The organism is Phenylobacterium sp. LjRoot225 (assembly GCF_964252855.1).
Lineage (GTDB): Bacteria > Pseudomonadota > Alphaproteobacteria > Caulobacterales > Caulobacteraceae > Phenylobacterium.
Map to the genome: position 1 here is coordinate 915,080 of NZ_CAXUPL020000001.1, position 21,512 is coordinate 936,591.

25 protein-coding genes and 1 tRNA gene are annotated in these 21,512 nt (G+C 68.1%); 8 read left to right on the forward strand and 18 right to left on the reverse strand.

What is annotated here, in order from left to right:
• Positions 1–12 precede the first annotated feature (12 nt).
• From ACSQ2B_RS04410 to ACSQ2B_RS04420, 3 genes are all read right to left on the reverse strand, one after another.
• Entirely contained in the window at positions 13–1,302 is a 1,290-nt protein-coding gene (locus ACSQ2B_RS04410) for a homoserine dehydrogenase (RefSeq protein ID WP_436047692.1), read from the reverse strand.
• On the reverse strand, positions 1,299–2,519 hold the full coding sequence (locus tag ACSQ2B_RS04415) for an LL-diaminopimelate aminotransferase (RefSeq protein ID WP_436047693.1): 1,221 nt from the start codon (positions 2,517–2,519) through the stop codon (positions 1,299–1,301). Before ACSQ2B_RS04415 ends, ACSQ2B_RS04410 begins: the two co-directional genes overlap by 4 nt.
• 123 nt (positions 2,520–2,642) lie before the next feature.
• Positions 2,643–3,098, reverse strand: coding sequence for a hypothetical protein (locus tag ACSQ2B_RS04420; protein ID WP_436047694.1), 456 nt, complete (start codon positions 3,096–3,098; stop codon positions 2,643–2,645).
• Positions 3,099–3,172: 74 nt separating this feature from the next.
• On the opposite strand from ACSQ2B_RS04420, the gene phaC reads away from it, so the two are divergent.
• From phaC to ACSQ2B_RS04440, 4 genes are all read left to right on the forward strand, one after another.
• Positions 3,173–5,254: a class I poly(R)-hydroxyalkanoic acid synthase gene (phaC, locus tag ACSQ2B_RS04425; protein ID WP_436047696.1), complete on the forward strand. Its 2,082-nt coding sequence runs from the start codon at positions 3,173–3,175 to the stop codon at positions 5,252–5,254.
• Positions 5,255–5,491: 237 nt separating this feature from the next.
• The gene (locus ACSQ2B_RS04430; protein ID WP_436047697.1) at positions 5,492–5,818 is read left to right on the forward strand and encodes a PadR family transcriptional regulator; all 327 of its coding nucleotides are present in this window, start codon (positions 5,492–5,494) and stop codon (positions 5,816–5,818) included.
• Positions 5,815–6,396, forward strand: a complete 582-nt coding sequence (locus tag ACSQ2B_RS04435) for a DUF1700 domain-containing protein (RefSeq protein ID WP_436047698.1) — start codon at positions 5,815–5,817, stop codon at positions 6,394–6,396. The genes ACSQ2B_RS04430 and ACSQ2B_RS04435 overlap by 4 nt, the downstream gene beginning before the upstream one ends.
• Positions 6,393–7,181, forward strand: a complete 789-nt coding sequence (locus tag ACSQ2B_RS04440; RefSeq protein ID WP_436047700.1) for a GIN domain-containing protein — start codon at positions 6,393–6,395, stop codon at positions 7,179–7,181. Before ACSQ2B_RS04435 ends, ACSQ2B_RS04440 begins: the two co-directional genes overlap by 4 nt.
• Before the next feature lie 10 nt (positions 7,182–7,191).
• Here ACSQ2B_RS04440 and msrB read toward each other — a convergent pair whose 3' ends face one another.
• The 6 genes from msrB to ACSQ2B_RS04470 all read right to left on the reverse strand — a co-directional run bounded on the left by msrB (position 7,192) and on the right by ACSQ2B_RS04470 (position 12,125).
• Entirely contained in the window at positions 7,192–7,689 is a 498-nt protein-coding gene (msrB, locus tag ACSQ2B_RS04445) for a peptide-methionine (R)-S-oxide reductase MsrB (RefSeq protein ID WP_436047702.1), read from the reverse strand.
• Positions 7,690–7,802: 113 nt separating this feature from the next.
• On the reverse strand, positions 7,803–8,777 hold the full coding sequence (locus ACSQ2B_RS04450) for a surface-adhesin E family protein (protein WP_436047703.1): 975 nt from the start codon (positions 8,775–8,777) through the stop codon (positions 7,803–7,805).
• Positions 8,778–8,886: 109 nt separating this feature from the next.
• The gene (argC, locus tag ACSQ2B_RS04455) at positions 8,887–9,867 is read right to left on the reverse strand and encodes an N-acetyl-gamma-glutamyl-phosphate reductase (RefSeq protein WP_436047705.1); all 981 of its coding nucleotides are present in this window, start codon (positions 9,865–9,867) and stop codon (positions 8,887–8,889) included.
• Positions 9,868–9,959: 92 nt separating this feature from the next.
• Positions 9,960–10,448, reverse strand: coding sequence for a 30S ribosomal protein S9 (gene rpsI, locus ACSQ2B_RS04460; RefSeq protein WP_436047706.1), 489 nt, complete (start codon positions 10,446–10,448; stop codon positions 9,960–9,962).
• A gap of 2 nt (positions 10,449–10,450) precedes the next feature.
• Positions 10,451–10,924 (reverse strand): 50S ribosomal protein L13, encoded by a 474-nt coding sequence (rplM, locus tag ACSQ2B_RS04465; protein ID WP_436047707.1) that lies wholly within the window; start codon positions 10,922–10,924, stop codon positions 10,451–10,453.
• Between the two features lie 169 nt (positions 10,925–11,093).
• Positions 11,094–12,125, reverse strand: coding sequence for a COX15/CtaA family protein (locus ACSQ2B_RS04470; RefSeq protein WP_436047709.1), 1,032 nt, complete (start codon positions 12,123–12,125; stop codon positions 11,094–11,096).
• Positions 12,126–12,249: 124 nt separating this feature from the next.
• On the opposite strand from ACSQ2B_RS04470, the gene ACSQ2B_RS04475 reads away from it, so the two are divergent.
• The 3 genes from ACSQ2B_RS04475 to ACSQ2B_RS04485 all read left to right on the forward strand — a co-directional run bounded on the left by ACSQ2B_RS04475 (position 12,250) and on the right by ACSQ2B_RS04485 (position 13,260).
• Positions 12,250–12,447: a DUF2842 domain-containing protein gene (locus tag ACSQ2B_RS04475; protein ID WP_436047711.1), complete on the forward strand. Its 198-nt coding sequence runs from the start codon at positions 12,250–12,252 to the stop codon at positions 12,445–12,447.
• Between the two features lie 226 nt (positions 12,448–12,673).
• Positions 12,674–12,750: transfer RNA gene (locus ACSQ2B_RS04480), tRNA-Pro, on the forward strand.
• Positions 12,751–13,017: 267 nt separating this feature from the next.
• Positions 13,018–13,260 (forward strand): hypothetical protein, encoded by a 243-nt coding sequence (locus ACSQ2B_RS04485; RefSeq protein WP_436047713.1) that lies wholly within the window; start codon positions 13,018–13,020, stop codon positions 13,258–13,260.
• 34 nt (positions 13,261–13,294) lie between these two features.
• Here ACSQ2B_RS04485 and ACSQ2B_RS04490 read toward each other — a convergent pair whose 3' ends face one another.
• From ACSQ2B_RS04490 to ACSQ2B_RS04525, 8 genes are all read right to left on the reverse strand, one after another.
• On the reverse strand, positions 13,295–13,828 hold the full coding sequence (locus ACSQ2B_RS04490; protein ID WP_436047715.1) for a nuclear transport factor 2 family protein: 534 nt from the start codon (positions 13,826–13,828) through the stop codon (positions 13,295–13,297).
• 149 nt (positions 13,829–13,977) lie between these two features.
• On the reverse strand, positions 13,978–14,574 hold the full coding sequence (locus ACSQ2B_RS04495) for an NAD(P)H-dependent oxidoreductase (protein WP_436047717.1): 597 nt from the start codon (positions 14,572–14,574) through the stop codon (positions 13,978–13,980).
• Positions 14,575–14,593: 19 nt separating this feature from the next.
• Positions 14,594–15,001, reverse strand: coding sequence for a MerR family transcriptional regulator (locus ACSQ2B_RS04500; RefSeq protein ID WP_436047719.1), 408 nt, complete (start codon positions 14,999–15,001; stop codon positions 14,594–14,596).
• A 31-nt stretch (positions 15,002–15,032) separates the two neighbouring features.
• Positions 15,033–15,335 carry an integration host factor subunit alpha gene (locus ACSQ2B_RS04505; protein ID WP_436047721.1) on the reverse strand — a complete coding sequence of 101 codons (303 nt, stop codon included), beginning with the start codon at positions 15,333–15,335 and terminating at the stop codon, positions 15,033–15,035.
• Between the two features lie 101 nt (positions 15,336–15,436).
• Positions 15,437–16,411 carry a beta-ketoacyl-ACP synthase III gene (locus ACSQ2B_RS04510; RefSeq protein WP_436049580.1) on the reverse strand — a complete coding sequence of 325 codons (975 nt, stop codon included), beginning with the start codon at positions 16,409–16,411 and terminating at the stop codon, positions 15,437–15,439.
• A gap of 6 nt (positions 16,412–16,417) precedes the next feature.
• Positions 16,418–17,473, reverse strand: coding sequence for a phosphate acyltransferase PlsX (plsX, locus tag ACSQ2B_RS04515; protein ID WP_436047723.1), 1,056 nt, complete (start codon positions 17,471–17,473; stop codon positions 16,418–16,420).
• 145 nt (positions 17,474–17,618) lie between these two features.
• The gene (locus ACSQ2B_RS04520) at positions 17,619–18,152 is read right to left on the reverse strand and encodes a YceD family protein (RefSeq protein ID WP_436047725.1); all 534 of its coding nucleotides are present in this window, start codon (positions 18,150–18,152) and stop codon (positions 17,619–17,621) included.
• Positions 18,149–18,676 carry a ubiquinol-cytochrome C chaperone family protein gene (locus ACSQ2B_RS04525; protein WP_436047727.1) on the reverse strand — a complete coding sequence of 176 codons (528 nt, stop codon included), beginning with the start codon at positions 18,674–18,676 and terminating at the stop codon, positions 18,149–18,151. The genes ACSQ2B_RS04520 and ACSQ2B_RS04525 overlap by 4 nt, the downstream gene beginning before the upstream one ends.
• Positions 18,677–18,779: 103 nt before the next feature.
• On the opposite strand from ACSQ2B_RS04525, the gene ACSQ2B_RS04530 reads away from it, so the two are divergent.
• A complete protein-coding gene (locus ACSQ2B_RS04530; RefSeq protein WP_436047729.1) occupies positions 18,780–19,268 on the forward strand; it encodes an outer membrane protein assembly factor BamE in 489 nt (162 codons plus the stop codon).
• Positions 19,269–19,363: 95 nt separating this feature from the next.
• Here ACSQ2B_RS04530 and ACSQ2B_RS04535 read toward each other — a convergent pair whose 3' ends face one another.
• Positions 19,364–21,490, reverse strand: a complete 2,127-nt coding sequence (locus ACSQ2B_RS04535; protein ID WP_436047731.1) for a sodium-translocating pyrophosphatase — start codon at positions 21,488–21,490, stop codon at positions 19,364–19,366.
• Between the last annotated feature and the right edge of the window lie 22 nt (positions 21,491–21,512).

A 21,512-nucleotide genomic window follows, 5' to 3' on the forward strand; every position in this document is an offset into this window, starting at 1 on the left:
TTGGCTGGATTCTCAAATCCGCGCGATACGCAACAGGCGAGGACGCTCAAGAACCGCCGGCAGGTCGGCGATCCTCTCGATCGCCGCCTTCAGCACCGACTCGGCCACCGAATGGGTGGTGAGCACGATCGGCACGCCTTCGGCCTTCTCCACCGGCTTCTGCAGGAAGCTTTCGATGGAGACGCCGGCTTCCGCGAGGGTCTCGGACACCGCGGCGATGACGCCGGGCTCGTCCTTCACCAGGAACCGCAGATAGGCGCGGCTCAGGCTCTTCGACGGGTCGACCGGGGTGAAGGGCTCCAGCGAACCGGCCGGGCGCTGGAACACCGGGCGCACCGCCCCGGTCATGACGTCCGCGACGTCGGCGGCGACCGCCGCGGCGGTCGGCCCGGAGCCTGCGCCGGGACCCTGGATGAAGATCCGCCCGATGCGCTCGCCCTCGATGAAGAGGGCGTTCAGCGCGCCGCCCGCCTGGGCGAGCGGATGGGCCAGCGGAGCGAGCGATGGATGCACCCGCACCAGGACGCCGTCCGGCGAACGGTCGGCGGAGGCCACCAGCTTGATCCGGTAGCCCAGGTCCTTGGCCATCTGGATGTCGAGCAGCTCAACCTGTTCGATGCCCTCGATCTCGGCGGCCGCGTAGTTGGGTGCGCAGCCGAAGGCCAGGGCCGCCAGGATGGAGATCTTGTGCGCCGCGTCGAAGCCGCCGACGTCCATCGTCGGATCGGCTTCGGCGTAGCCCAGGCGCTGGGCCTCGCCGAGGACGTCGGCGAAGGTCCGCCCGGCGGCCTCCATCTCGGTCAGGATGTAGTTGCAGGTGCCGTTCAGGATGCCGGCCACCGACTTCACGTCGTCGCCGACCAGGGCCTCGCGGAGCATCTTCACCGCCGGCGTGCCGCCCATCACCGCGGCTTCGAACAGCAGCGGCGCGCCCTTGGCCTCGGCCAGGGCGGCCAGTTCGGCGCCATGTTCGGCGATCAGCGCCTTGTTGGCCGTCACCACCGGCTTGCCGGCGCCCAGCGCCGCCTCGACCGCGGCCTTCGCCGGCCCGTCCGAGCCGCCGATCAGCTCGACGAAGACGTCGACGTCCGGCGAGGTCGCCAGGGCCACGGGATCGTCGAACCAGGTCAGGTGCGAGATGTCGAACGACCGCGGCCGCGAGCGCGAGCGCGCGGACACGCCGGTGACGATCGCCCGGCCGCCGGCCGGCGCGAACTCGGGCCGTTCGTCGAGGAATTTAAGCAGGCCCGTTCCGACGGTGCCCAGGCCTGCGACGCCGAGGCGCCAATCCCGTTTGCTCATTGGGCCGCCATGTTGTTGTGGGCGCGGGCGAGGATCTCTTCGCTCTGCGACAGGAATTTTTTCACGTTGCGCGCAGCCTGGCGGATGCGGTGCTCGTTCTCGACCAGACCGATCCGCACATAGCCCTCGCCATATTCGCCGAAGGCGATGCCCGGGGCGACGGCGACGCCGGCCTCCTCGATCAGCAGCTTGGCGAACAGCATGGAGCCGGCCTCGCGGTACTGCTCCGGCAAGGGGGCCCAGGCGAACATCGAGGCCGGCGGCGAGGGAACGTCCCAGCCGGCGCGCCCCATCGATTCCACGAGGACGTCGCGACGCTTCTTATAGATGGAGCGGATCTCGTCGATGCAGTCGGTCGGACCGTTGAGGGCGGCCGCCGCTGCGACCTGAATAGGCGTGTAGGCGCCGTAGTCGAGGTAGGACTTCACCCGCGCCAGGGCCGAGCACATCCGCTCGTTGCCGACCACCATGCCGACGCGCCAGCCGGCCATGGCGAAGGTCTTCGACAGCGAGTTGACCTCGACGGCGATGTCCTTGGCGCCTTCGACCTGCAGGATCGAGGGCGGCGGGTTGTCGTCGAAGTAGATCTCCGAATAGGCGATGTCCGAGAGCACGAGCATGTCGTGCTTCTTCGCCAGCGCGATGACGTCGCGGTAGAAGTCGAGGTCGACCCACTGGGCCGTCGGGTTGGACGGATAGCTGACGATCAGCACGCTGGGCGGCGGCGCGGAGTGTTTGATCGCCTTGCTGATCCCGGAAAGGTACTCCTCCGGCGAGGGCGCCGGGACGTGGCGGATGACGCCGCCGGCCATGATGAATCCGTAGGCGTGGATCGGGTAGGCCGGGTTCGGACAGATGATCACGTCGCCGGGCGCGGTCAGCGCCTGGGCGAGGTTGGCGAAGCCCTCCTTCGATCCCAGGGTGGCGATCACCTCGGTGTCGGGATTGAGCTTCACGCCGAAGCGGCGGTCATAATAGCCGGCCATCGCCTTGCGCAGGCCTGACACGCCCTTGGAGACCGAGTAGCGGCCGGCCTTGGGATCGCGGGCGGTCTCGACCAGCTTGTCGACGATATGTTTCGGCGTCGGCATGTCGGGGTTGCCCATGCCGAAGTCGATGATGTCCACGCCCTGCGCGCGCAGGCGGGCCTTGATCTTGTTGACCTCCTCGAAAACGTAAGGCGGGAGGCGACGGATGCGGTGAAATTCGGGGGTCATTTGAAAAGCTCTTGCGCCGCGAGCTGCCCAGTGCGGCTGAAGGGAGCTGAAGCCTCGGCATGGATAGACTCCGGGCAGGAGTCAGCCAAGCCAATGATGAGGAATTTTACGCCTCCGCGGGGCCTAACGCTTGGCCGGCGGAGGCGGGGTAGCTCGCTTGCGGACGCTGTTGGCGAAGGCCTCGGTGTCCGCGTTGGTGGGCGCCCCGAGCGCGGGCCCCGCGTCCGTGCGCGCCTTGGCGGCGAAGCTCGACGTCGCGTTGAGCGTCCAAGTGTTCGGCGCGGTGGCCGCGTCCAGGTCGGCGCCCGCGGCCAGGACCGCCTCGGCGCGTTCGCCGTAGACCCGGGCCGGCCGCACATCTGTCGGCTTCGGCGGGATCTCGCTGAACTTCGGATAGTCCTTGTCGGCGGTCGCAAGCCTGGCGACATCGCCCGCGATCGGCGAACGGGGGTCGACCTTCGTGCTCGCGATCGACCCCACGCAGCCGGCCGCCAGGGCCGCCACGGAGGCGACGCCCAAAACCCGTGCAGCTATCGTGCTGTTGCCGGCGTTCATAATTTTGCGGTCGAGCGCGTTCATGTCCTTATTGGTCTTATGCGATGATCGTTGAAGACGAAAGAGCACGCGTGCTTTCGTCCCCGGAGGAGACGTCGATGAACGAACTGACAGTTGGCTCCGAACCTGTTTCGCCGCGCGCCGGCTCAGAGGCCTCAGGAGCGCTGGTCGAGGACGCCATCATTCCGGTGACGCCCGAGGGTTCGCCCAAGCCGCCGCTGCCCGAATCGGCGGAGTTCATAATCGCGCAGATCTCCGTGCCCGCCACAATGGAGCCAGGCGCCGCGGCCGAGCCCGAAGCGACGGTCGCCCCTCCCCCGTCGCCAGAACCGCCCCTCTCGGCCGAGGCGGCCGTCCCCGGCGAGGCCCCCGCCTTCGACATGGCCGCCTTCACCGCCGACCAGCGCGCGCAGCTCGAGAAGCTGTCGATGAACCTGGCGCGCGCGGCGGTCGCCGCCCAGGGCGCGATCGCCGAGGTGGCGAGGAAGCACGCCGACCGGCCGGCGGCCATGAGCCCCGACCCGTTCAACGTCGGCCCTGCCCTGACCGACGTGATGGGCCGGCTCGCCGCCCAGCCCGAACGGCTGATGCGGGCGCAGGCCAACCTCTTCGACAGCTACATGGACCTCTGGCAGTCGGCCACCCGCAAGATGGCCGGCGAGACCGTGGAGCCCGTGGTCGCTCCGGCCAAGGGCGACAAGCGCTTCGCCGCGCCCGAGTGGCAGGACAATCCGGTCTTCGACGTGATCAAGCAGTCCTATCTGCTCTCGTCGAACTGGATGAACGAGCTGGTCGCCGGCGTCGAAGGCGTCGATCCGCTGGAGAAGCGGCGCGTCGAGTTCTTCACCAAGATGCTGACCGACGCCTTTTCCCCGACCAACTTCCTGGCGTCCAATCCCGTCGCCTTGAAGGCTCTCATGGAGACCGGCGGCGAGAGCCTGGCGCAGGGCATGGAGAATTTCGCCGCCGACATGAAGCGCGGCAACGGCGACCTCGCCATCAGCCAGACGGACTACCAGAAGTTCGAGATCGGCAAGAACGTCGCCACCGCGCCCGGCAAGGTGGTGTTCAAGAACGAGCTTATCGAGCTCCTGCAGTTCTCGCCCGCCACCGAGCAGGTGCGCCAGATCCCGTTGGTGATCTTCCCGCCGTGGATCAACAAATTCTACGTCCTGGATCTGCGGCCCGAGAATTCCCTGATCCGTTGGCTGACCGCCCAGGGGATCACCGTCTTCCTGGCCTCTTGGGTCAATCCCGACGCCCAGCTGTCGACCAAGACCTTCGAAGACTACATGCGCCAGGGCGTCTACGAAGGCTCCGCCGCGGCGATGAAGCAATGCGGCGTCGGCCAGGTGAACGCGGTCGGCTACTGCATCGGCGGCACCCTGCTGGGCGTCAGCCTGGCGCACATGGCCGCCAAGGGCGTCTCGCCGATCGCGTCGGCGACCTTCTTCGCCGCCCAGCAGGACTTCTCCGAAGCGGGGGATCTGCGCCTGTTCACCAACGAATCCTGGCTGAAGGAGCTGGAGCGCCGGATGGACGCCGGCGGCGGGGTGCTCGACGGCCAGGCGCTCGCCGAGACCTTCAACGTCCTGCGCTCGAACGACATGATCTGGTCGTTCTTCGTCGACAACTACCTGCTGGGCAAGGCGCCGAAGCCCTTCGACATGCTGTACTGGAATTCCGACCAGACGCGCATGCCCAAGACCCTGCACCTCTTCTACCTGCGCAAGTTCTACGCCGAAAACGCCTTCGCCAAGGGCGAGCTGGTCATCGGCAATGAGACCCTCGACCTGAAGAAGGTCACCATTCCCGTCTATATGCAGTCGTCGAAGGACGACCACATCGCGCCGGCCCGCTCGGTCTACAAGAGCGCCAAGCTGTTCGGCGGGCCGGTGACCTTCATGATGGCGGGCTCCGGCCATATCGCCGGCGTGATCAACGCTCCGGCCGCCAACAAATACCAGCACTGGAGCAACGACGCCCTGGGCGGCGCCCTCCCCGACACCCTGGAGGAATGGCAGGCCGGCGCGATCCCGCAGCCGGGCTCCTGGTGGCCGAACTGGATGGAATGGCTGCAGGCCCGCTCCGGCCCGCTGGTCCCCGCCCGCGACCCCGCCGCCGGCCCCCTGCCGGCCCTGGGCGATGCGCCGGGCGACTATGTGAAGGTCCGCTCCTAGGAAGCTGACTTCGAGATCAACTTCAGCCCGTCATCCCGGCCGAAGCGCAGCGTAGAGCCGGGACCCAGGGCCGTGCGTACCCTGGGTCCCGGATCGGCCTTGCGGGCCGTCCGGGATGTTGCGCGGACGCCTCCACTGCCGATCACGTCGGCACGCTCGCGCCTTACTATCTTTTAATGATTGCTACCTTGCGTCGCCCAGTACCTATCGGTACCTAGGGCCTGGAAGGAGCACGTCGTGCCGGAAGCCATCGACATCCAGCTGAAGAAGGGCGCGCTGGAGCTTTGCGTCCTCGCGCTGCTCTCGCAGCACGACAGCTACGCCTACGAGATCGCCAGCCGCCTGGCCGAGTCCATCGGCATGGGCGAAGGCACCATCTACCCGCTGATGCGGCGACTGCAGAACGACGGCCTGGTGGACACCTATCTGGTGGAGTCCTCCTCCGGCCCGCCGCGCAAATACTACCGGCTCACCGAGACCGGGAAGTCGAGCTTCGGCTCGCAGAAAGCCGCCTGGGCCTCTTTCTCCCAGGCCATGCAAAACATTCTTGGAGGGGCGCAATGACCCGTCAGGCGTTCATCGCCCGACTGCGCGACGGACTGCGCGGCCTGCCGCCGCAGACCATCGCCGAGATCGTGGCTGACTATGAGACCCATTTCGCCGACGGCGAAGCCGCCGGCCGCACCGAGGCCGAGGTGGCCGACGCGCTCGGCGATCCCGGCCGGCTGGCGCGCGAGTTGCGCGCCGAGATCGGCCTGAAGCGCTGGGAAGAGGAACGCAGCCCCTCGGGCGCGGCCGCCGCCATCTTCGCCGTGCTGGGCCTGGGCGCGCTCGACCTCTTCATCCTGCTGCCGGTGCTGATGACCCTGGGCGGGGTGCTGTTCGGCGGCGCGATCGCCGCGATCGGCGGCCTGTTCGCCGGAGGGGCGATGTTCGCCGCCGGCCCCTTCGCCGACTTTCCTGGCGGCCCGCCCGCCGCCATCCTCGGCGGCCTGGGCGTGATGTCGGGGGCGACCGCGCTCGGCGCCGTCATCGCCCTGGTCACCATCGGTCTCGTCAACGCGCTGGTCTGGTATGGCCGGCTTCACTACCGCCTGCTGAAGCCGGCGCTGGGCCCCGAGAGCCAAGGAGCCGTCCAATGATCCGCGCCCTCGTCATCATCGCCGTCGGCGGTTTCCTGATGTCGCTGGCCTGCATCTCCGCAGCTGTCGCCATCGGCGGCCCGGAAGCCATCGCGCGCAGCGCCTGGTCCTGGGATTGGGACTGGAAAGACCGCTCGCACGGCTGGCGCCACATGCGCGAGGCGTCCGGCCCGCAGACCCAACGCGACTTCCCCTGGGGCGGCGGCGACCGGCTGGAGGTCAACGCCCCGGCCACGATCGACTATGTCCAGGCCGCGGGCCCGGCCAAGCTGACCATCAAGGGTCCCGCCGCGGCGCTGGATCGGGTGCGGGTCGAAGGCGGCCGCATCAGTCTGACCGGCGCGATGCGCTGGAGCGACCTCCAGATCACCCTCACCGCCCCGGACGTGACGCGCTTCGAGCTGAACGGCGCCAACAGCCTGAACATCACCGGCTACAAGCACGACCAGCTGACCCTGAGCGCCAGCGGACATGCGGAGATCCGCGCCCAGGGCGAGACCAAGTCTGTGAAGCTCAGCGTCTCCGGCGCCGGCGACGCCGATCTCGCCCAGCTGAAGACCGCAGGCGCCGACATCGACATCAGCGGCGCGGGCGCCGCCACCGTCGGGCCGACAGACTGGGCGCGCGTGGAGATTTCCGGCATGGGCGACGTCAACCTGCTGACCCGTCCGAAGACGCTCGAAAGCCACGTCTCCGGCGCCGGCCACATCCGCCAGCCCGGCCAGGACAGCGTCACCGCCGGGGACGACGATGACGACGACCGCGGGCCGGAGCGCACCACCTGAACCGGGCGAGCTAGGCCGGCAGGAACCGGAGCGCGACGCCATTGCTGCAGTAGCGCAGCCCCGTCGGCCGCGGCCCGTCGTTGAAGATGTGGCCGTGGTGACCCAGGCACTGGGCGCAGTGGTACTCGGTGCGCCGCATGAAGAAGGCGGTGTCGATCTTGGTCCCGAGCGCGCCGGGGATGGCGGTGTAGAAGCTCGGCCAGCCGGTGCCGCTGTCGTACTTCCAGTCCGACTTGAAGAGCGGCAGCCCGCAGCCGCCGCAAACGAACGTCCCCTTGCGATGCTCCTTCAGGAGGGCGGACGTCCCCGGCCGCTCCGTGCCTTCATGGCGCAGCACCGCATAGGCGTCCGGCGACAGCCGCGACTTCCACTGGGCGTCCGTCAGCTTGCGCCAGGACGAGGCCGCGAACCGGTCGGCGGCGAGGGCCGCGCCGGGCAGCAGGGCGGCGACAGCCGCGGTGAGGAGAAAGGTTCGGCGATCAGGGCTCATGCCGGAAATACGCGCCACGCCTCGCTCCGGATGCAAGGCGCGGGGACCAGCGCTCCAAACGCCTTCGCGCGATGGCTTATTTGATTCAACAAATCCAATGTAATTTCTGATAGATATTCAATAAACATAATCTAGTAGGCCTGAGCCTGCCTGATCGTTCCCGGAACCGAGCGTGGCGGCTGCGGACCTCGGCGGAAGGCGACCTCGACACGCCGCGCCAGCCAGCCGGGCCCGCCGCACGCCCAGCGCAGGCTCTTTCTCACGGCCGCGGCGGTGGTTGCAAGAACGCCGGCGCGTCGGGGCGCGGCGACGGTCTCCTCGACGGTGGCGGGTTCGCGCACGGTCGGCCGCGAAATATAGCTGGCCTTCTGAACGGATCCGCTGAGCTGCGGCTCGACCGCCACGGAGGCTTGCAGCACCGGCCGGAGCGGCGCGGCCTCAGCCAGCCGGACCCGCTCCACAGCGGGCGGCGTTTCGCGCGTGGCCGCGACGTCGACGGCCTTTTCGCCTTGGCTGGGCCGCGCCTCCTCAGGAGCTGATATCTGCGCGACCTGCAGAGCCGGCGCGGGCGCATCCGGCGACGCAGCTTGAATCAGGGCCGGCTCGGCCTTGGGCGCCGGTTTCGACGGCGCCGCGCTTTCGCGGAGCGGCCAGGCGAAGGCCGGATCGCAGGCTGCCGACAGCAGGGTCGCGGCGGGCGTATTCACCTCGGGTGAAAACCACGCCTCGCCGACATCGTTGGACCTGGCCAGTCCCTGCCAGTGCGGTTCGGCGTAACTCGCGCTCCGCAGGACGCGGAGGCGTCCGTTGCTGCAGTCGAACAGGATGTGCGCGTCCCAGGATTGCAGGTCGTGGGCGGCGCTCCACTCAGCGGCCACCGCTTCGGTCCGCACCAGGGCGAGCACCTCTCCCGTCGAGACCCGGGGCCCCAACGGTTCGAGGCTGTAGACGTTCTCTCGCCCTGCGATGGCGATCTGTGACACCGGAAGGTCGGTGTTCTGGCTCACCCAGGCGGCGAGTTCCAGCCCCGGAGACGGGGCGGCAAGGGCTGGCGCGGTCGCAAACACGCCCACGAACATCGCCAGAAACGCGAGCGCCTTTCGCATGGCTCCGCGACCTCCAAAGTCAAACTCTGGAGCCAGCCTTACCCCTGCTGAGCTAAGGGTTCTCTAATTTGGCAACTTTGGCGGGTGACCGCTGCCGCGGTCAACCGACCTAAAGCCCGGCCCCTTCTGGCAGGTCCAGCATGAGGTTGAGGTTCTGCACCGCCGCCCCGGACGCGCCCTTCCCCAGGTTGTCGAGCACCGCCACCAGCCGCGCCTGGTCGCCCGCCGCGCTTGCGAAGACGAACAGTTTCATGCGGTTCGTCCCGTTCAGCGTCTCGGGATCGAGCGCCGCCACATAGCCGCCGGCGCCGGCGCGGGTCGTCTGCAGCTCGGCGCATTCCGAGCCGCTCGCCACCTCGACGAAGGTCTCGCCGGCGTAGGCCGCGGTGAGTTCGACGTGCAGATCGGCAGGCGCCGGCTTGCCGGGCATGGCCCAGAGCTGCAGCGGAACATCGACGATCATCCCCTGGGCGAAACGGCCGACCGAGGGCGCGAACAGCGGTGCGTGGCCCAGCCCCGCATAGGTCTGCATCTCGCCCAGGTGCTTGTGGGCGAGGTTGAGGCCATAGGCGCGGAAGGCGTCGCGGGTCCCTTCAGGCGCGGCCTTGGTCTCGAACTCCTCGATCAGCCCGCGACCGCCGCCGGAGTAGCCGGAGACCGCATTGACGGTGATCGGGAAGTCGGCCGGGATCAGCCCCGCGCTCACCAGCGGGCGCATCAGGCCGATGAAGCCGGTCGGATAGCAGCCGGGGTTGGCCACGCGCGTCGCCGCGCGCAGGTCGCCCCGCTGGCTCTTGGACATCTCGGCGAAGCCATAGACCCAGCCTGGCGCGACCCGGTGGGCGGTCGAGGCGTCGATGACGCGCACCCGCTCGTTGGTGATCATCGCCACGGCCTCGCGCGCGGCGTCGTCCGGCAGGCAGAGCACCACGGCGTCGACGCCGTTCAGCAGCTCCGCCCGGGCGGCCGGATCCTTGCGCCGCGCCGGATCGATGGAGACCAGCTCCAGGTCCTCGCGGCCTTCCAGGCGCTCGCGGATCTGCAGGCCGGTGGTGCCGGCTTCGCCGTCAATGAAAACCGTGTGGGCCATGGGCTCGCCTCACAGACAAGACAGACAAAGAAAAGGGCGCTTCGGTTGCCCAAAGCGCCCTTTCCGAAATACGCGATCTCTCGCGTGCGGCTTTAGCGCTTCGAGAACTGGAAGCTACGGCGGGCCTTGGCCTTGCCGTACTTCTTCCGCTCGACGACGCGCGAGTCGCGGGTCAGGAAGCCGTGCGGCTTCAGCACCGCGCGCAGGCCCGGCTCGTAGTAGGTCAGGGCCTTGGAGATGCCGTGACGGATGGCGCCGGCCTGGCCCGAGAGGCCCGAGCCTTCGACCGAGACGATGACGTCGAACTGGCCGAGGCGATCGGCGATCTCCAGCGGCTGGGCGAGCATCATCCGCAGCACAGGACGCGCGAAATAGATTTCCTGGTCGCGGCCGTTGATCGTGATCTGACCCTTGCCCGGCTTGATCCAGACGCGGGCGACGGCGTTCTTCCGCTTGCCGGTCGCGTAGGCGCGGCCTTGAGCGTCGATCTTGGGCTCGCGCACAACGGCCTCAGCCGCCGCCGTGCCCAGACCGCGCAGAGCATCGAAGCCCTCGCCCGTGGTGGTGGGGGATTCCGACATGATTACGCGCTCCGCACGTTCTTGGCGTTCAGCTCGGCGAACGCGATGGTCTCGGGGTTCTGCGCCGCATGCGGATGTTCTCCGGCGGCGTAGATGCGCAGGTGCGTCAGCTGCTTGCGGGCGAGCGGGCTTTCCTTGGGCAGCATGCGCTCAACGGCCTTCTCGAGCACGCGCTCGGGGAAGCGGCCGCCGAGGATCTTGTCCGCGGTGCGTTCCTTGACGCCGCCCGGGTGCCCGGTGTGCCAGTAGTAGATCTTGTTCTGCAGCTTGCGGCCGGTGAACCGCACCTTGTCGGCGTTGACGACGACAACGAAGTCGCCGCAGTCGACGTGCGGGGTGTAGTCGGGCCGATGCTTGCCGCGAAGACGATTGGCGATGAACGACGCGAGGCGGCCGACGACGGCGTCCTGGGCGTCGATCACGATCCACTTCTTCTCGACCTCGGCGGGCTTCAGCGAAGCCGTGGTCTTCATCATGGGTGCGATCCGTTAGATTATCGGGACGGATACGCGCCCCGAGTTGGAGGCGGGCATATGCCCAGTACCGGCCGCGAAGTCAAGGCCGGGAAAATTCCAACAAACCCGAAAACCCGTTTAAAATCCTCCGCTTATATATTGCGGTAACATAATACCGCGCCTTTTTGCATCAAACCCGGCGAACCCGCCAGGCGAAGGCCACGGCGAGGCAGAGGGTGACGGCCGCCATCACCTGGTGAGCCAGGCTCAGGCCGACCGGCGCCACGGCGATCAGGGTGACCACGCCCAGGCCGGCCTGCAGCAGCACCGCGGCGGTCACCGCCAGCGCCAGCCGCTTGGCGTCGTCCGCCAGATAGGTCGAGCGCCAGGCGCCGATCCCGCAGGCGATGGCGACCCCGGTCAGCAGATAGGCGACCAGCCGATGGTGCAGCTGCACCGCGCCCTGGCTGTGCGCCAGGGTCGCCCAGATCCCGGGGCCGGCGTAATCGGCGGGAAAGACCTGGCCGTTCATCAGCGGCCAGTCGTTGTAGACTAGGCCGGCGTGGTTGCCGGCGACCAGCGCCCCCAGCAGCACCTGCAGGAAGATCAGGCCGACCAGGCCCAGCGCCCGGCGTCCCCAGGGGCCGGGAAGCGTCTGCCGCGCCCCGCCCGCCCAGGCGTCGAGCGCGGTCCAGACCAGGGCCCCGAGAAGAGCGAAGGCCAGGCCCAGGTGGATCATCAGCCGCTCAGGGGCGACAGAGACCCGGTGGGCCAGGCCGCTGGCCACCATCCACCAGCCGACCAGGCCCTGCAGGCCGCCGAGTATGAAGAGGCCGCCCAGCCTGAGCAGCAGGCGCTGCGGGATCTCCTTGCGCCACGCGAAGATCACGAAGGGCGCGAAGAAGGCGAAGCCGACCAGCCGCCCGAGCAGCCGATGGGTCCACTCCCACCAGTAGATCCCCTTGAACTGGTCGAGCGTCATGCCGCGGTTGACCAGCTGGTACTGCGGGATGGTCTTGTAGCGGGCGAACTCCGCCTGCCATTCGGCCAGGCTGAGCGGAGGAACCGCGCCCGTGACGGGCCGCCACTGGGTGATCGAAAGGCCCGAGCCGGTGAGCCGGGTGGACCCTCCGACCACGACCATGGCCATCACCAGGACGGCCACGGCGAACAGCCAGATTGCGACGGCGCGCGAGCGGTCGGAACGCAGGAACGAGGTCATGGGGCGAATGCCGCGCCCTTTCCGTCTGAACTGGGGCGCTCGCTACCCGGAAATCGCGCCCACGTCCATGTCGGCGCCGACGAGCGCGCTTCCGCCGCCGGGCGGGGCCGGCTATGAGCGGAACATGTCCGCGCGTGTCCGCAAATTCATCGGCCTTATCGGCATCCTGATCTTCGTGGCGGCCTATGCCCTGGCGGCCTCGAAGATCGCCGACCACCTGCCCAACAACATCGCCGTGCAACTGGCCTTCTACGTCGTCGTCGGCATGGCCTGGGGCCTGCCCATCCTGCCGCTGCTCCGCTGGATGAACAGCGGTCGGTGAGCAAAAAGCCCTCTCCCCGTCGGGGAGAGGGTTGGGTGACGGGCGGCTCAGAGCCGCCATCCGCACCAAGGTTCAGCCAGAAGCGCCCGTAGGCTGCGCGAACGGTGGGAGCGGTTGCACAGCGCCACCCCTCACCCTACTCCCCGCAAACGGGGAGAGGAGGCCCACAGTTTGCGCTTGCCCTCCCCCGCCGAGCGGTTAGAAGAACCGCCTCGCCGCGAGGCGTCGGAGCGTAGCGCAGTCTGGTAGCGCACTTGACTGGGGGTCAAGGGGTCGCAGGTTCAAATCCTGTCGCTCCGACCATCGCAAAATCAAGCACTTGGCGGATTTTGCGGGTCGGCCGATCGATCAATCCTTAGAGCAGAGACGAGATCAGCAGATTGAAGAGCCGCGGCTGATTTGGCTGAACACGCCAAATCACCCATGCGGCAATCTGCCCGGCGCCAATCTCCATCCAGCTGATGAATTAAGCCTACCGGTAATGATTCCAGTCTAATTGGCGCCACCCCACGCAATGGCACGCCCATTGCTTAGCCCATTACCCATTGTCCAATGTTTGGACGGGAACCGATGTACGTTTACTCGTTTGATATCCAAGACGACGCGCTGGAGGGGCTGTTCGACACCGCCGTCTATCGCTTCCTCGAGACGCACACCTCCAAGCGTCACGACGAACTGGTCGCGGTCCGCACCGAGGTCTACGGCGCGGTGCAGCGCAAGTCGGTGACGCTTTGGAGCGCCGAAGCGGTGACGCAGTTCGATCGTCACTGGCAGGCGTTCCGGAGCGAACGCGCCAGCTGCGCGCCCTGGTGAAACGTCGCCGAGACGGCGGCGACCCGCAGCGGCCCTACTCGCCCCTGAAAAACCCGTAGCTCGGATCGTCCGGATAGCGGCCGCCGGGCGGGACCTTCATGCCGAAGGGGCCGGTCTCCCAGTCGGCGGAGTCGGGATAGTCGCGGAACCAGTCGGTCATGACGACCCGCTTGGCGATGCGCCATTCGTCGTTGCGGCGCTCGAAGCGGTCGAGGTATCGGCCGGAGCCGATGGTGTCGTGCGGCTTGCCGTCCTGGCCGCGGATCCGGTGGAAGCCGTAGAAGTAGGACTCCACATGGGCCTCCGCCCCGTTCAGCTGGATCAGGATATTGCCGATCAGGTGCATGGTCTGGTCCATGCCGCCCTTCATGATCGGCAGCATCCAGGCGATCAGCGCCTCGCGGTCGCCTGAAAAGACCAGGTGGTCGTCGATGGCGTCCGGCCAGTAGGCGCTGCGCAGCATCTCCTCGTCGCAGCGGTCGGTCCCGCGGGAATAGCGATAGAGGCAGTCGCGGATGGCCTCGCGGTCGGCGAGCTCGTCCTTGATCTGAGATAGGGTCCGGATCACGCGCTCTCTCCCTGGACGGCCCGCGCGCCTATGGCTGCGCGCCAAGACGCCCTCCAAGTCCAACCCTGCCGCCGGCGGGCGCAGCGTTCAATTCGCCGCGTGCGGTCCGCTGGTCTGTCGACGACAGGCCCGGTTGCCTGGAACGGCCATCAGGGACGGAAGAGCGCCAGCTTGCGGCTCACCGTCTCGAGGTAGCGGGCGCGCTTGGCCGGCGTGGCCTGGTCCATGGCGTAGAGCGCCGACCAGGACGTCCTGCAACCCGGCGCCAGGAGCGGCCGGAAGCCGCGCAGCATGAGCTTGCGGCCGGGATCGCCCATCCACAGCCGGATGTACCAGCGCGGCGCGCCATAGGTGGTGACCACCATCAGCCGGTCGATTCCGCTCAGGAGGTGGGTGGAGATTCCCCGCTTGTCATCCAGGTCGAAGGCGACGCCTGGCAGCCAGACCCGGTCGAACCAGCCCTTCAGCATGGCCGGCAGGCCGTACCACCAGGTCGGATAGATCAGGAGCAGGCCGCGCGCCGCCTTCAACGCCGCGATCTCGCCGGCGATCGCGTGGCGGTCGGCGCCCACGTCCTCGTAGGCGCGGCGTTCCTCGGTGGAGAGCGCCGGCTCGAAGCCTTCGGCGTAGAGGTCCTTGACGGTCACCTCGTGTCCCGCGCGGCTGAGGTCGGCGACGCAGCGGTCGAGAATCGCCCGGGAGAAGCTCTCGCGGACGGGATGGCAGAAGACGACGAGAACCTTCATGACAGGTCCCGGCCGCCGATCATCGCTTGAGGAGGGCGTCGAGCCGGGTCTTGGCGTCTTCCAGGTCCGCAAGCGTCTCGCTCAGCCGGTCGCGGACGTCTTCGTCGAGGTCTCCGCCCAACAGCTCGGTGAAGGCGGCTTCCGGCGGCGGCGACTCGCCCTGGCCGGCGGCGACCAGCCGGCCCACCCCCGCCTCGCGGTGGAGCCGCTGGACGCCCTTGATGGTGTAGCCTTCTTCGTGCAGCAGCCGGCGCACGCCTTGCAGCACGGCGATGTCCTGCGGCCGGTAGAAACGACGGCCCCCCGCCCGCTTCATCGGACGTATGAAGGCGAACTTGGTCTCCCAGAACCGCAACACATGCTGCGGCACGCTCAGCTCGTCGGCTGCTTCTGAGATCGTCCGAAAGGCTTCGGGGCCCTTCGTCACGGCGCTCAGCGGATCCTCACCGCGGCGGTCCTCACCGGGAGAGGGCGCGATCGACCCGCGCCTTCATCACCTGCGAGGCGCGAAATCCGATCACCCGGCGGGGATCGATGGGAGCGGGCTCGCCGGTCTTGGGATTGCGTCCCATGCGGGCGTTCTTGGCGCGCACCTGGAAGACGCCGAAACCGGAGAGCTTGACCTGCTCCCCACGCTCGAGCGCCTGGGCCATCAGCTCCAGGACACGTTCCACCAATTCGCCACAATCCTGGCGTGTCAGGCCCACTTCCTCGTGGACCGCTTCGCAAAGGTCGGCGCGGGTGACGGTCTCGCCCTTCATCCTTTGCCCGTTTTCTGCAGCGATGCTGTTCATGTCCCTTGATTGTCCTATTAGGTCAAAGACTTCAAGGCCCCGTTTCGTATTCCTGGTTAGGGCGCCTCTCAGAAGCGCACGACGCAGGCGCCCCATGTCAGGCCGCCGCCCATAGCCTCCATCAGCAGAAGATCGCCCTTTTTGATCCGTCCGTCGCGCACGGCCGCATCCAATGCTAGAGGAATCGAGGCCGCTGACGTGTTCGCGTGCTCGGCCACGGTGGTGATGACCTTGGCCTCGTCGATGCCGAGCCGGCGGGCGACGCCTTCAAGAATCCGCAGATTGGCCTGGTGGGGGATGAACCAGTCGACCTCGGACACCTCCACCCCGGCGTCGGCCGCCGCGGAGAGGATGGCCTCGGAGATGTTCACCACCGCGTGGCGGAACACCTGGTTGCCCTGCATCCGCAGGTAACCGATCTGGCCGTTGGTCGAGACCCCGCCGTCGACATAGAGCAGGTCCTGCTTGGTGCCATCGGCCATCAGCGCGAAGCCCAGCACGCCGCGGTCGGCCTTGGTCCCCTCCCCGCGTCCGGCCTCGAGCACCACTGCGCCGGCGCCGTCGCCGAACAGCACGCAGGTGCCGCGGTCGGTCCAGTCCATCAGCCGGGTCATTTCCTCGGCGCCGATGACCAGGGCGCACTTCGATCGGCCGCGGGCGACGAAGCCGTCCGCCACCGAGAGCGCATAGACAAAGCCCGAGCAGACCGCTTGGACGTCGAAGGCCGGACCCACGGGACAGCCGAGCTTGCGCTGGACGATGGTGGCGGTGGCGGGAAAGGTCTGGTCGCCGGTGGTGGTGGCCACCACGATCAGGTCGACGTCGTCGGTCGTCCGGCCGGCGGACTCCAGCGCGCGGCGCGCGGCCGCCACGGCGAGGTCGGAGGTCGGCTGGTCGTCGGCGGCCCGATGGCGCTGGCGAATGCCCGTGCGTTCGGTGATCCAGACGTCGGAGGTGTCCACCACCTTGGCCAACTCGTCGTTGGTGACGATCCGGTCCGGCAGGTAGCCGCCCACCCCCGTTACGACGCTACGCTGGACGATGGACACTTAAACCCCTCCTTCGACGGGCCTTTGGACCTGCTCGGCCATGGCCGAGGGTAGACGCCGCATATTCTGTTCGATCTCGCCCGAGAAGTCGCTTCGGGCCAGATCCACCGCCACGCGCACCGCATGCGCATAATCGCTTTCGCCGGCGCCGCCATGGCATTTCAGCACCATGCCGTTCAAGCCCAGAAGCGGCGCCGCCGGCGGCGGGCTCAGCCGGTCGCGGAAGCGTCGCAGCGACGGTCGCGCCAGGGCCGCGCCGATGGTGCCGGTCAGATTGGCCGTCAGCGCCGTCTTCAGCTCGTTGGTGATGAAACGGGCCGCACCCTCCATGGCCTTCAGGGCGACATTGCCGGTGAAGCCGTCGGTGACCACCACGTCGACCGCGCCGCCGGTCAGGTCGTCGCCTTCGACGAAGCCCTTGTAGTTCAGCGACAGGCCGCCCTCGCGCAGGACGCGGTGCGCCTCGCGCACCTCCTCGTGGCCCTTCATCTCCTCGGAACCGACGTTGAGCAGGCCGACGGTCGGCCGCGCCACGCCGTGGGCGGCGCGGTGGAAGGCCTCGCCCATGATGGCGAACTCGATCAGCCGCGCGGCGTCGCAATCGACATTGGCGCCCACGTCGAGGAAGGTCGTGAAGCCGCGCGGATTGGGCAGGCTGGCCACCAGGGCCGGCCGCTCGAGGTCCGCGCTCATCCGCAGCAGCAGCTTGGAAATCGCCATCAGCGCGCCGGTGTTGCCGGCCGACAGCGCTGCGGTCGCCCTGCCGTCGCGGATCGCCTCGATGGCGTTCCACATGGAGGTGCCCTTCCCGCGGCGCAGGGCCTGGGCGGGCTTCTCGTCATTGCCGATGACGCGCTCGGCGTGGCGCACCTCCGCCCGTGCGGCCAGGCTTGGGCGACGCGCGACCTCCGGGGTCAGCACGGCTTCGTCGCCGTGCAGCAGCACGCGGACGTTCGGCGGCAGCGCGGAGAGCGCCAGGGCGACGGCCGGAATCACCACGGACGGCCCGTGGTCTCCGCCCATGGCGTCGATCGAGATCACCAGAGGTTCGTTCAAAGCGGCCTATATCGTCCTTCAAGGCTGGAGCGTTCGGCGCGCGGCCGGGAATGCTCCCTCCTGACAAATTAATTCGCGATCACGCCGCGTCCGAGGAATCGGGGCGACGATACGCCCGGCTATACGCGAAGAAAACTCCGCCGCCTCATGGCTTTGGCGTCTTCAGGCCCTTCAGCACAGCGAAAGGCGATTCTTCCTGGGTCGGCGGCTCGTAGGTGAACTCGGCCCCGGGCTTGCGCGCGAAGGGGTCGATCTCCAGCGCCAGGTGTTCGACGACATAGGCCGCAAGGTCGATGGCGTCGCCCTCCAGGACGTCCGGCGGATCCGGCGCGTCGAGCTCCAGCTCGACTTCGTGCACGCTCTCACCCGGCGCATTCGGACTGCCGGCCGGGACAACCCTGATCTCGATCTCGCCCTGCAGCGGCTGTTCGAAGGGTTCGGCCGAGACCGAGCAGAGCTGGCCGACCGTCGCCTTGAAGCGGCCGATGATCTCCGCCCCGTCGAGCCACGGACGCACGGTGATGTCGGCGGTCAGGGCCGGCAGGCTTTCCAGGTCGAGCTCACGGGCGATTCGCGCCCGCTCGGCGGCGTCAGGCTCCAGGCGAAGCTTGAATTCGCCGCGGCCGATCTCATGCAGCCGAACTGGCCGGTTCCATTCGCCTTTCGTGGCCCCGCTCACGGCAGTCTCCAATCGACGCGGCCATCCAGCAGCTGGTCGAGCGGCTGGGCGGCCAGATGGTCGCGCTGGGCGGCGACATAGTCGGCCAGCGCCGGGGCGCGGCCGGCGTCGCCTTCGGCGTAGACCGTGCGCGCCAGGAGATCGTGCAGGGCCCCGCGCTCCGGCAGGGCGGCGAAGGCTGCGTGGTAGGACTTCACCCGGCCATAGAAGGCCTCGCCCAGCTTGCGCATCTTCTTGCCGACCGAGAGGTCGCCCACGCCCATTTCGCGCAGGGCGTGATCCAGCGCCCCGACATAGGCGTCGAACAGCCCCTGGGAGGTCGCCTTCACCCTGTCGCCGGGCTGATTCAGCCGGTCGAGCAGCAGGACGACGTGCAGGGTGTAGATCTCGAAGCGACCCTCCACCGTGTCCGGCGCGGCGAACGTCGCGTAGAGGGCGGGCGCGCGCGCTTGTTCCACCGCGGCGGCATAGAGCGCGCGGCCGATATCGCGGGCCGGATTGGGTCGGAACAGGCGTTTCAGCATCAGGGCCTCGATTTCGCCCGATCAGCGGACTAAAGGCGGCATTGAACTAAGGGGCGACGAGCGATAGGTCAAAGCCTCCAGTAAGAACGGGCCCTTTCAGCACATGTTTCGCCGCGCACTCATTGCAGCCTGCGCCTTAGGCCTGCTCTCCACAGGCGCCTGCGCGCCGATCTCCAGCTATTCCGGCTTCCAGGCGATCGACGCCGATCCCGCCAAGGACGTGAAGGTCGGCGGCGACACCAAGTCCACCGTACGCGGCAAGCTGGGCTCGCCCTCGGCCACCTCGACCTTCGATCCCAATGTCTGGTTCTACATGAACCAGGTGAAGGAGCGCGTCGCCTTCCAGCGGCCCAGGGTCGTCGCCCGCCATGTCACGGCCATCGCCTTCGACAAGGAGAGCGAGCAGGTCACGGCGGTCAACAACTACACCCTCAAGGATGGGCGGGTGATCGCCTTCAACGAACGCGAGACGCCGACCCTCGGCCGGCAGCTGTCGATCCTCGAACAGGTCCTGGGCACCGTCGGTCGCGGCAGCATGCTGCCGAACGACGACGAGGGCGTCCCCGGCCAACGTCCGGGCGACCGCCGCTAGGCGCTCCGGCCAGCCGGCCCCGGACCGGCGCCCCAAAGAAAAACGCCCCGGAGATCGCTCTCCGGGGCGTTTCTCTTTTCAGCCGTTGAAGGCGATCAGCCGACCACGCCGTGGGCCAGGACGGCGAGCAGCAGCAGGGCCACGATGTTGGTGATCTTGATCATCGGGTTCACGGCGGGGCCGGCCGTGTCCTTGTAGGGGTCGCCGACGGTGTCGCCGGTCACCGCCGCCTTGTGCGCGTCCGACCCCTTGCCGCCGTAGTGGCCCTCTTCGATCAGCTTCTTGGCGTTGTCCCACGCGCCGCCGCCCGAGGTCATCGAGATGGCGACGAAGAGGCCGGTGACGATCACCCCCATCAGCATGGCGCCCAGGCAGGAGAAGGCCTCGGCCTTGCCGGCGATGGCGCGGATCACGAAGAACAGCACGATCGGCGAGGCGACCGGCAGCAGGGACGGCACGATCATCTCGCGGATGGCGGCCTTCGTCAGGATGTCGACGGCGCGGCCGTATTCCGGCTTCACCTCGCCGGTCATGATTCCCGGGTTCTCCTTGAACTGGCGGCGAACCTCGGTGACCACGGCTTCGGCGGCCCGGCCGACGGCGGTCATCGACAGGCCGCCGAATAGGAAGGGCAGCAGCCCGCCGAACAGCAGGCCGACCACCACATAGGGGTTGGACAGGTCGAAGGCGACCTCGCCCACTCCGTAGTAGAAGGAGCCGGGCGTCGCGTTGGCGACGAAGAACTTCAGGTCCTCGGTATAGGCGGCGAACAGCACCAGGGCGCCCAGGCCGGCCGAGCCGATCGCATAGCCCTTGGTCACCGCCTTGGTGGTGTTGCCCACGGCGTCGAGCGCGTCGGTCGAGACGCGCACCTCGGGCGGCAGGCCGGCCATTTCGGCGATGCCGCCGGCGTTGTCGGTCACCGGGCCGAAGGCGTCGAGGGCGACGATGAAGCCCGCCAGCGACAGCATCGAGGTGGTGGCGATGGCGATGCCGAACAGGCCCGCCAGATTGTAGGCGACGATGATGCCGATGATGATCGACAGCGCCGGAAGCGCCGTCGCTTCCAGCGACATCGCCAGGCCCTGGATGACGTTGGTGCCATGGCCGGAGACCGAAGCCTTGGCGATCGACTTCACCGGCCGGAAGTTCGTGCCGGTGTAGAACTCGGTGACCACCACGATGGCGGCGGTCACGGCGAGGCCGACGACGCCGCACCAGAACAGGCTCATGCCGTCGAAGCTCTTGGCGCCGACGGTGAGCACGCCGGGAACCATATTGGTGATCACCCACCAGATGGCGATCAGCGACAGGACGCCGGTGACGATCAACCCCTGGTAGAGGGCGCCCATGATGTTGCGGCTCTTGCCCAGGCGGACGAAGAAGGTGCCGATGATCGAGGTGATGATGCAGACGCCGCAGATCGCCAGCGGCAGGAGCATCATGGTCCCCACCTCGGCGGTCCCGCGGAAGAAGATCGCCGCCAGCACCATGGTGGCGACCGTGGTCACCGCATAGGTTTCGAACAGGTCGGCGGCCATGCCGGCGCAGTCGCCGACGTTGTCGCCCACATTGTCGGCGATGGTCGCGGCGTTGCGGGGGTCGTCCTCCGGGATGCCGGCCTCGACCTTGCCGACCATGTCGCCGCCGACGTCGGCGCCCTTGGTGAAGATGCCGCCGCCGAGACGGGCGAAGATGGAGATCAGGCTGGCGCCGAAGCCCAGGGAGACCAGGCTGTCGACGACGTCACGGCTGGTCGGATCGAGGGCGAGCGGCCCGGTCAGGATCCAGAAGTAGACGCTGACGCCGAGGAGCGCGAAGCCGGCGACGAGCATGCCGGTGACGGCGCCCGAGCGGAAGGCCAGGCTGAGGCCCTTCTCCAGCCCTTCGGACGCCGCCTGGGCGGTGCGCACATTGGCCCGCACCGAGATCAGCATGCCGGCGAAGCCCGCCAGGCCCGACAGCACCGAGCCGATCGCGAAGCCGATCGCCGAGAGCGGGCCGATCAGCAAGGCCACCGCCACGAGGATGACCACGCCGACGATGGCGATGGTGGTGTATTGCCGCCGCAGATAGGCTGTCGCGCCTTCCTGGATGGCGGCGGCGATCTCCTGCATGCGCGCATTGCCGGCCGGAGCCTTCAACAGCACGCCCGTCTGTACGGCGCCGTACAGCACGGCCAACAGGCCGGCGACGATCACCAGCAACAGAGTTGAACTCATAAAAGCGCCCCTTTTGCGTTTC

Bases quoted from the DNA above. Each gene is read 5' to 3' on its own strand.
- ACSQ2B_RS04410 (WP_436047692.1), bottom strand. From the start codon at position 1,302: ATGAGCAAACGGGATTGGCGCCTCGGCGTCGCAGGCCTGGGCACCGTC.
- ACSQ2B_RS04415 (WP_436047693.1), bottom strand. From the start codon at position 2,519: ATGACCCCCGAATTTCACCGCATCCGTCGCCTCCCGCCTTACGTTTTC.
- ACSQ2B_RS04420 (WP_436047694.1), bottom strand. From the start codon at position 3,098: ATGAACGCGCTCGACCGCAAAATTATGAACGCCGGCAACAGCACGATA.
- phaC (WP_436047696.1), top strand. From the start codon at position 3,173: ATGAACGAACTGACAGTTGGCTCCGAACCTGTTTCGCCGCGCGCCGGC.
- ACSQ2B_RS04435 (WP_436047698.1), top strand. From the start codon at position 5,815: ATGACCCGTCAGGCGTTCATCGCCCGACTGCGCGACGGACTGCGCGGC.
- ACSQ2B_RS04440 (WP_436047700.1), top strand. From the start codon at position 6,393: ATGATCCGCGCCCTCGTCATCATCGCCGTCGGCGGTTTCCTGATGTCG.
- ACSQ2B_RS04450 (WP_436047703.1), bottom strand. From the start codon at position 8,777: ATGCGAAAGGCGCTCGCGTTTCTGGCGATGTTCGTGGGCGTGTTTGCG.
- argC (WP_436047705.1), bottom strand. From the start codon at position 9,867: ATGGCCCACACGGTTTTCATTGACGGCGAAGCCGGCACCACCGGCCTG.
- rpsI (WP_436047706.1), bottom strand. From the start codon at position 10,448: ATGTCGGAATCCCCCACCACCACGGGCGAGGGCTTCGATGCTCTGCGC.
- rplM (WP_436047707.1), bottom strand. From the start codon at position 10,924: ATGATGAAGACCACGGCTTCGCTGAAGCCCGCCGAGGTCGAGAAGAAG.
- ACSQ2B_RS04470 (WP_436047709.1), bottom strand. From the start codon at position 12,125: ATGACCTCGTTCCTGCGTTCCGACCGCTCGCGCGCCGTCGCAATCTGG.
- ACSQ2B_RS04475 (WP_436047711.1), top strand. From the start codon at position 12,250: ATGTCCGCGCGTGTCCGCAAATTCATCGGCCTTATCGGCATCCTGATC.
- ACSQ2B_RS04485 (WP_436047713.1), top strand. From the start codon at position 13,018: ATGTACGTTTACTCGTTTGATATCCAAGACGACGCGCTGGAGGGGCTG.
- ACSQ2B_RS04495 (WP_436047717.1), bottom strand. From the start codon at position 14,574: ATGAAGGTTCTCGTCGTCTTCTGCCATCCCGTCCGCGAGAGCTTCTCC.
- ACSQ2B_RS04505 (WP_436047721.1), bottom strand. From the start codon at position 15,335: ATGAAGGGCGAGACCGTCACCCGCGCCGACCTTTGCGAAGCGGTCCAC.
- ACSQ2B_RS04525 (WP_436047727.1), bottom strand. From the start codon at position 18,676: ATGCTGAAACGCCTGTTCCGACCCAATCCGGCCCGCGATATCGGCCGC.
- ACSQ2B_RS04530 (WP_436047729.1), top strand. From the start codon at position 18,780: ATGTTTCGCCGCGCACTCATTGCAGCCTGCGCCTTAGGCCTGCTCTCC.
- ACSQ2B_RS04535 (WP_436047731.1), bottom strand. From the start codon at position 21,490: ATGAGTTCAACTCTGTTGCTGGTGATCGTCGCCGGCCTGTTGGCCGTG.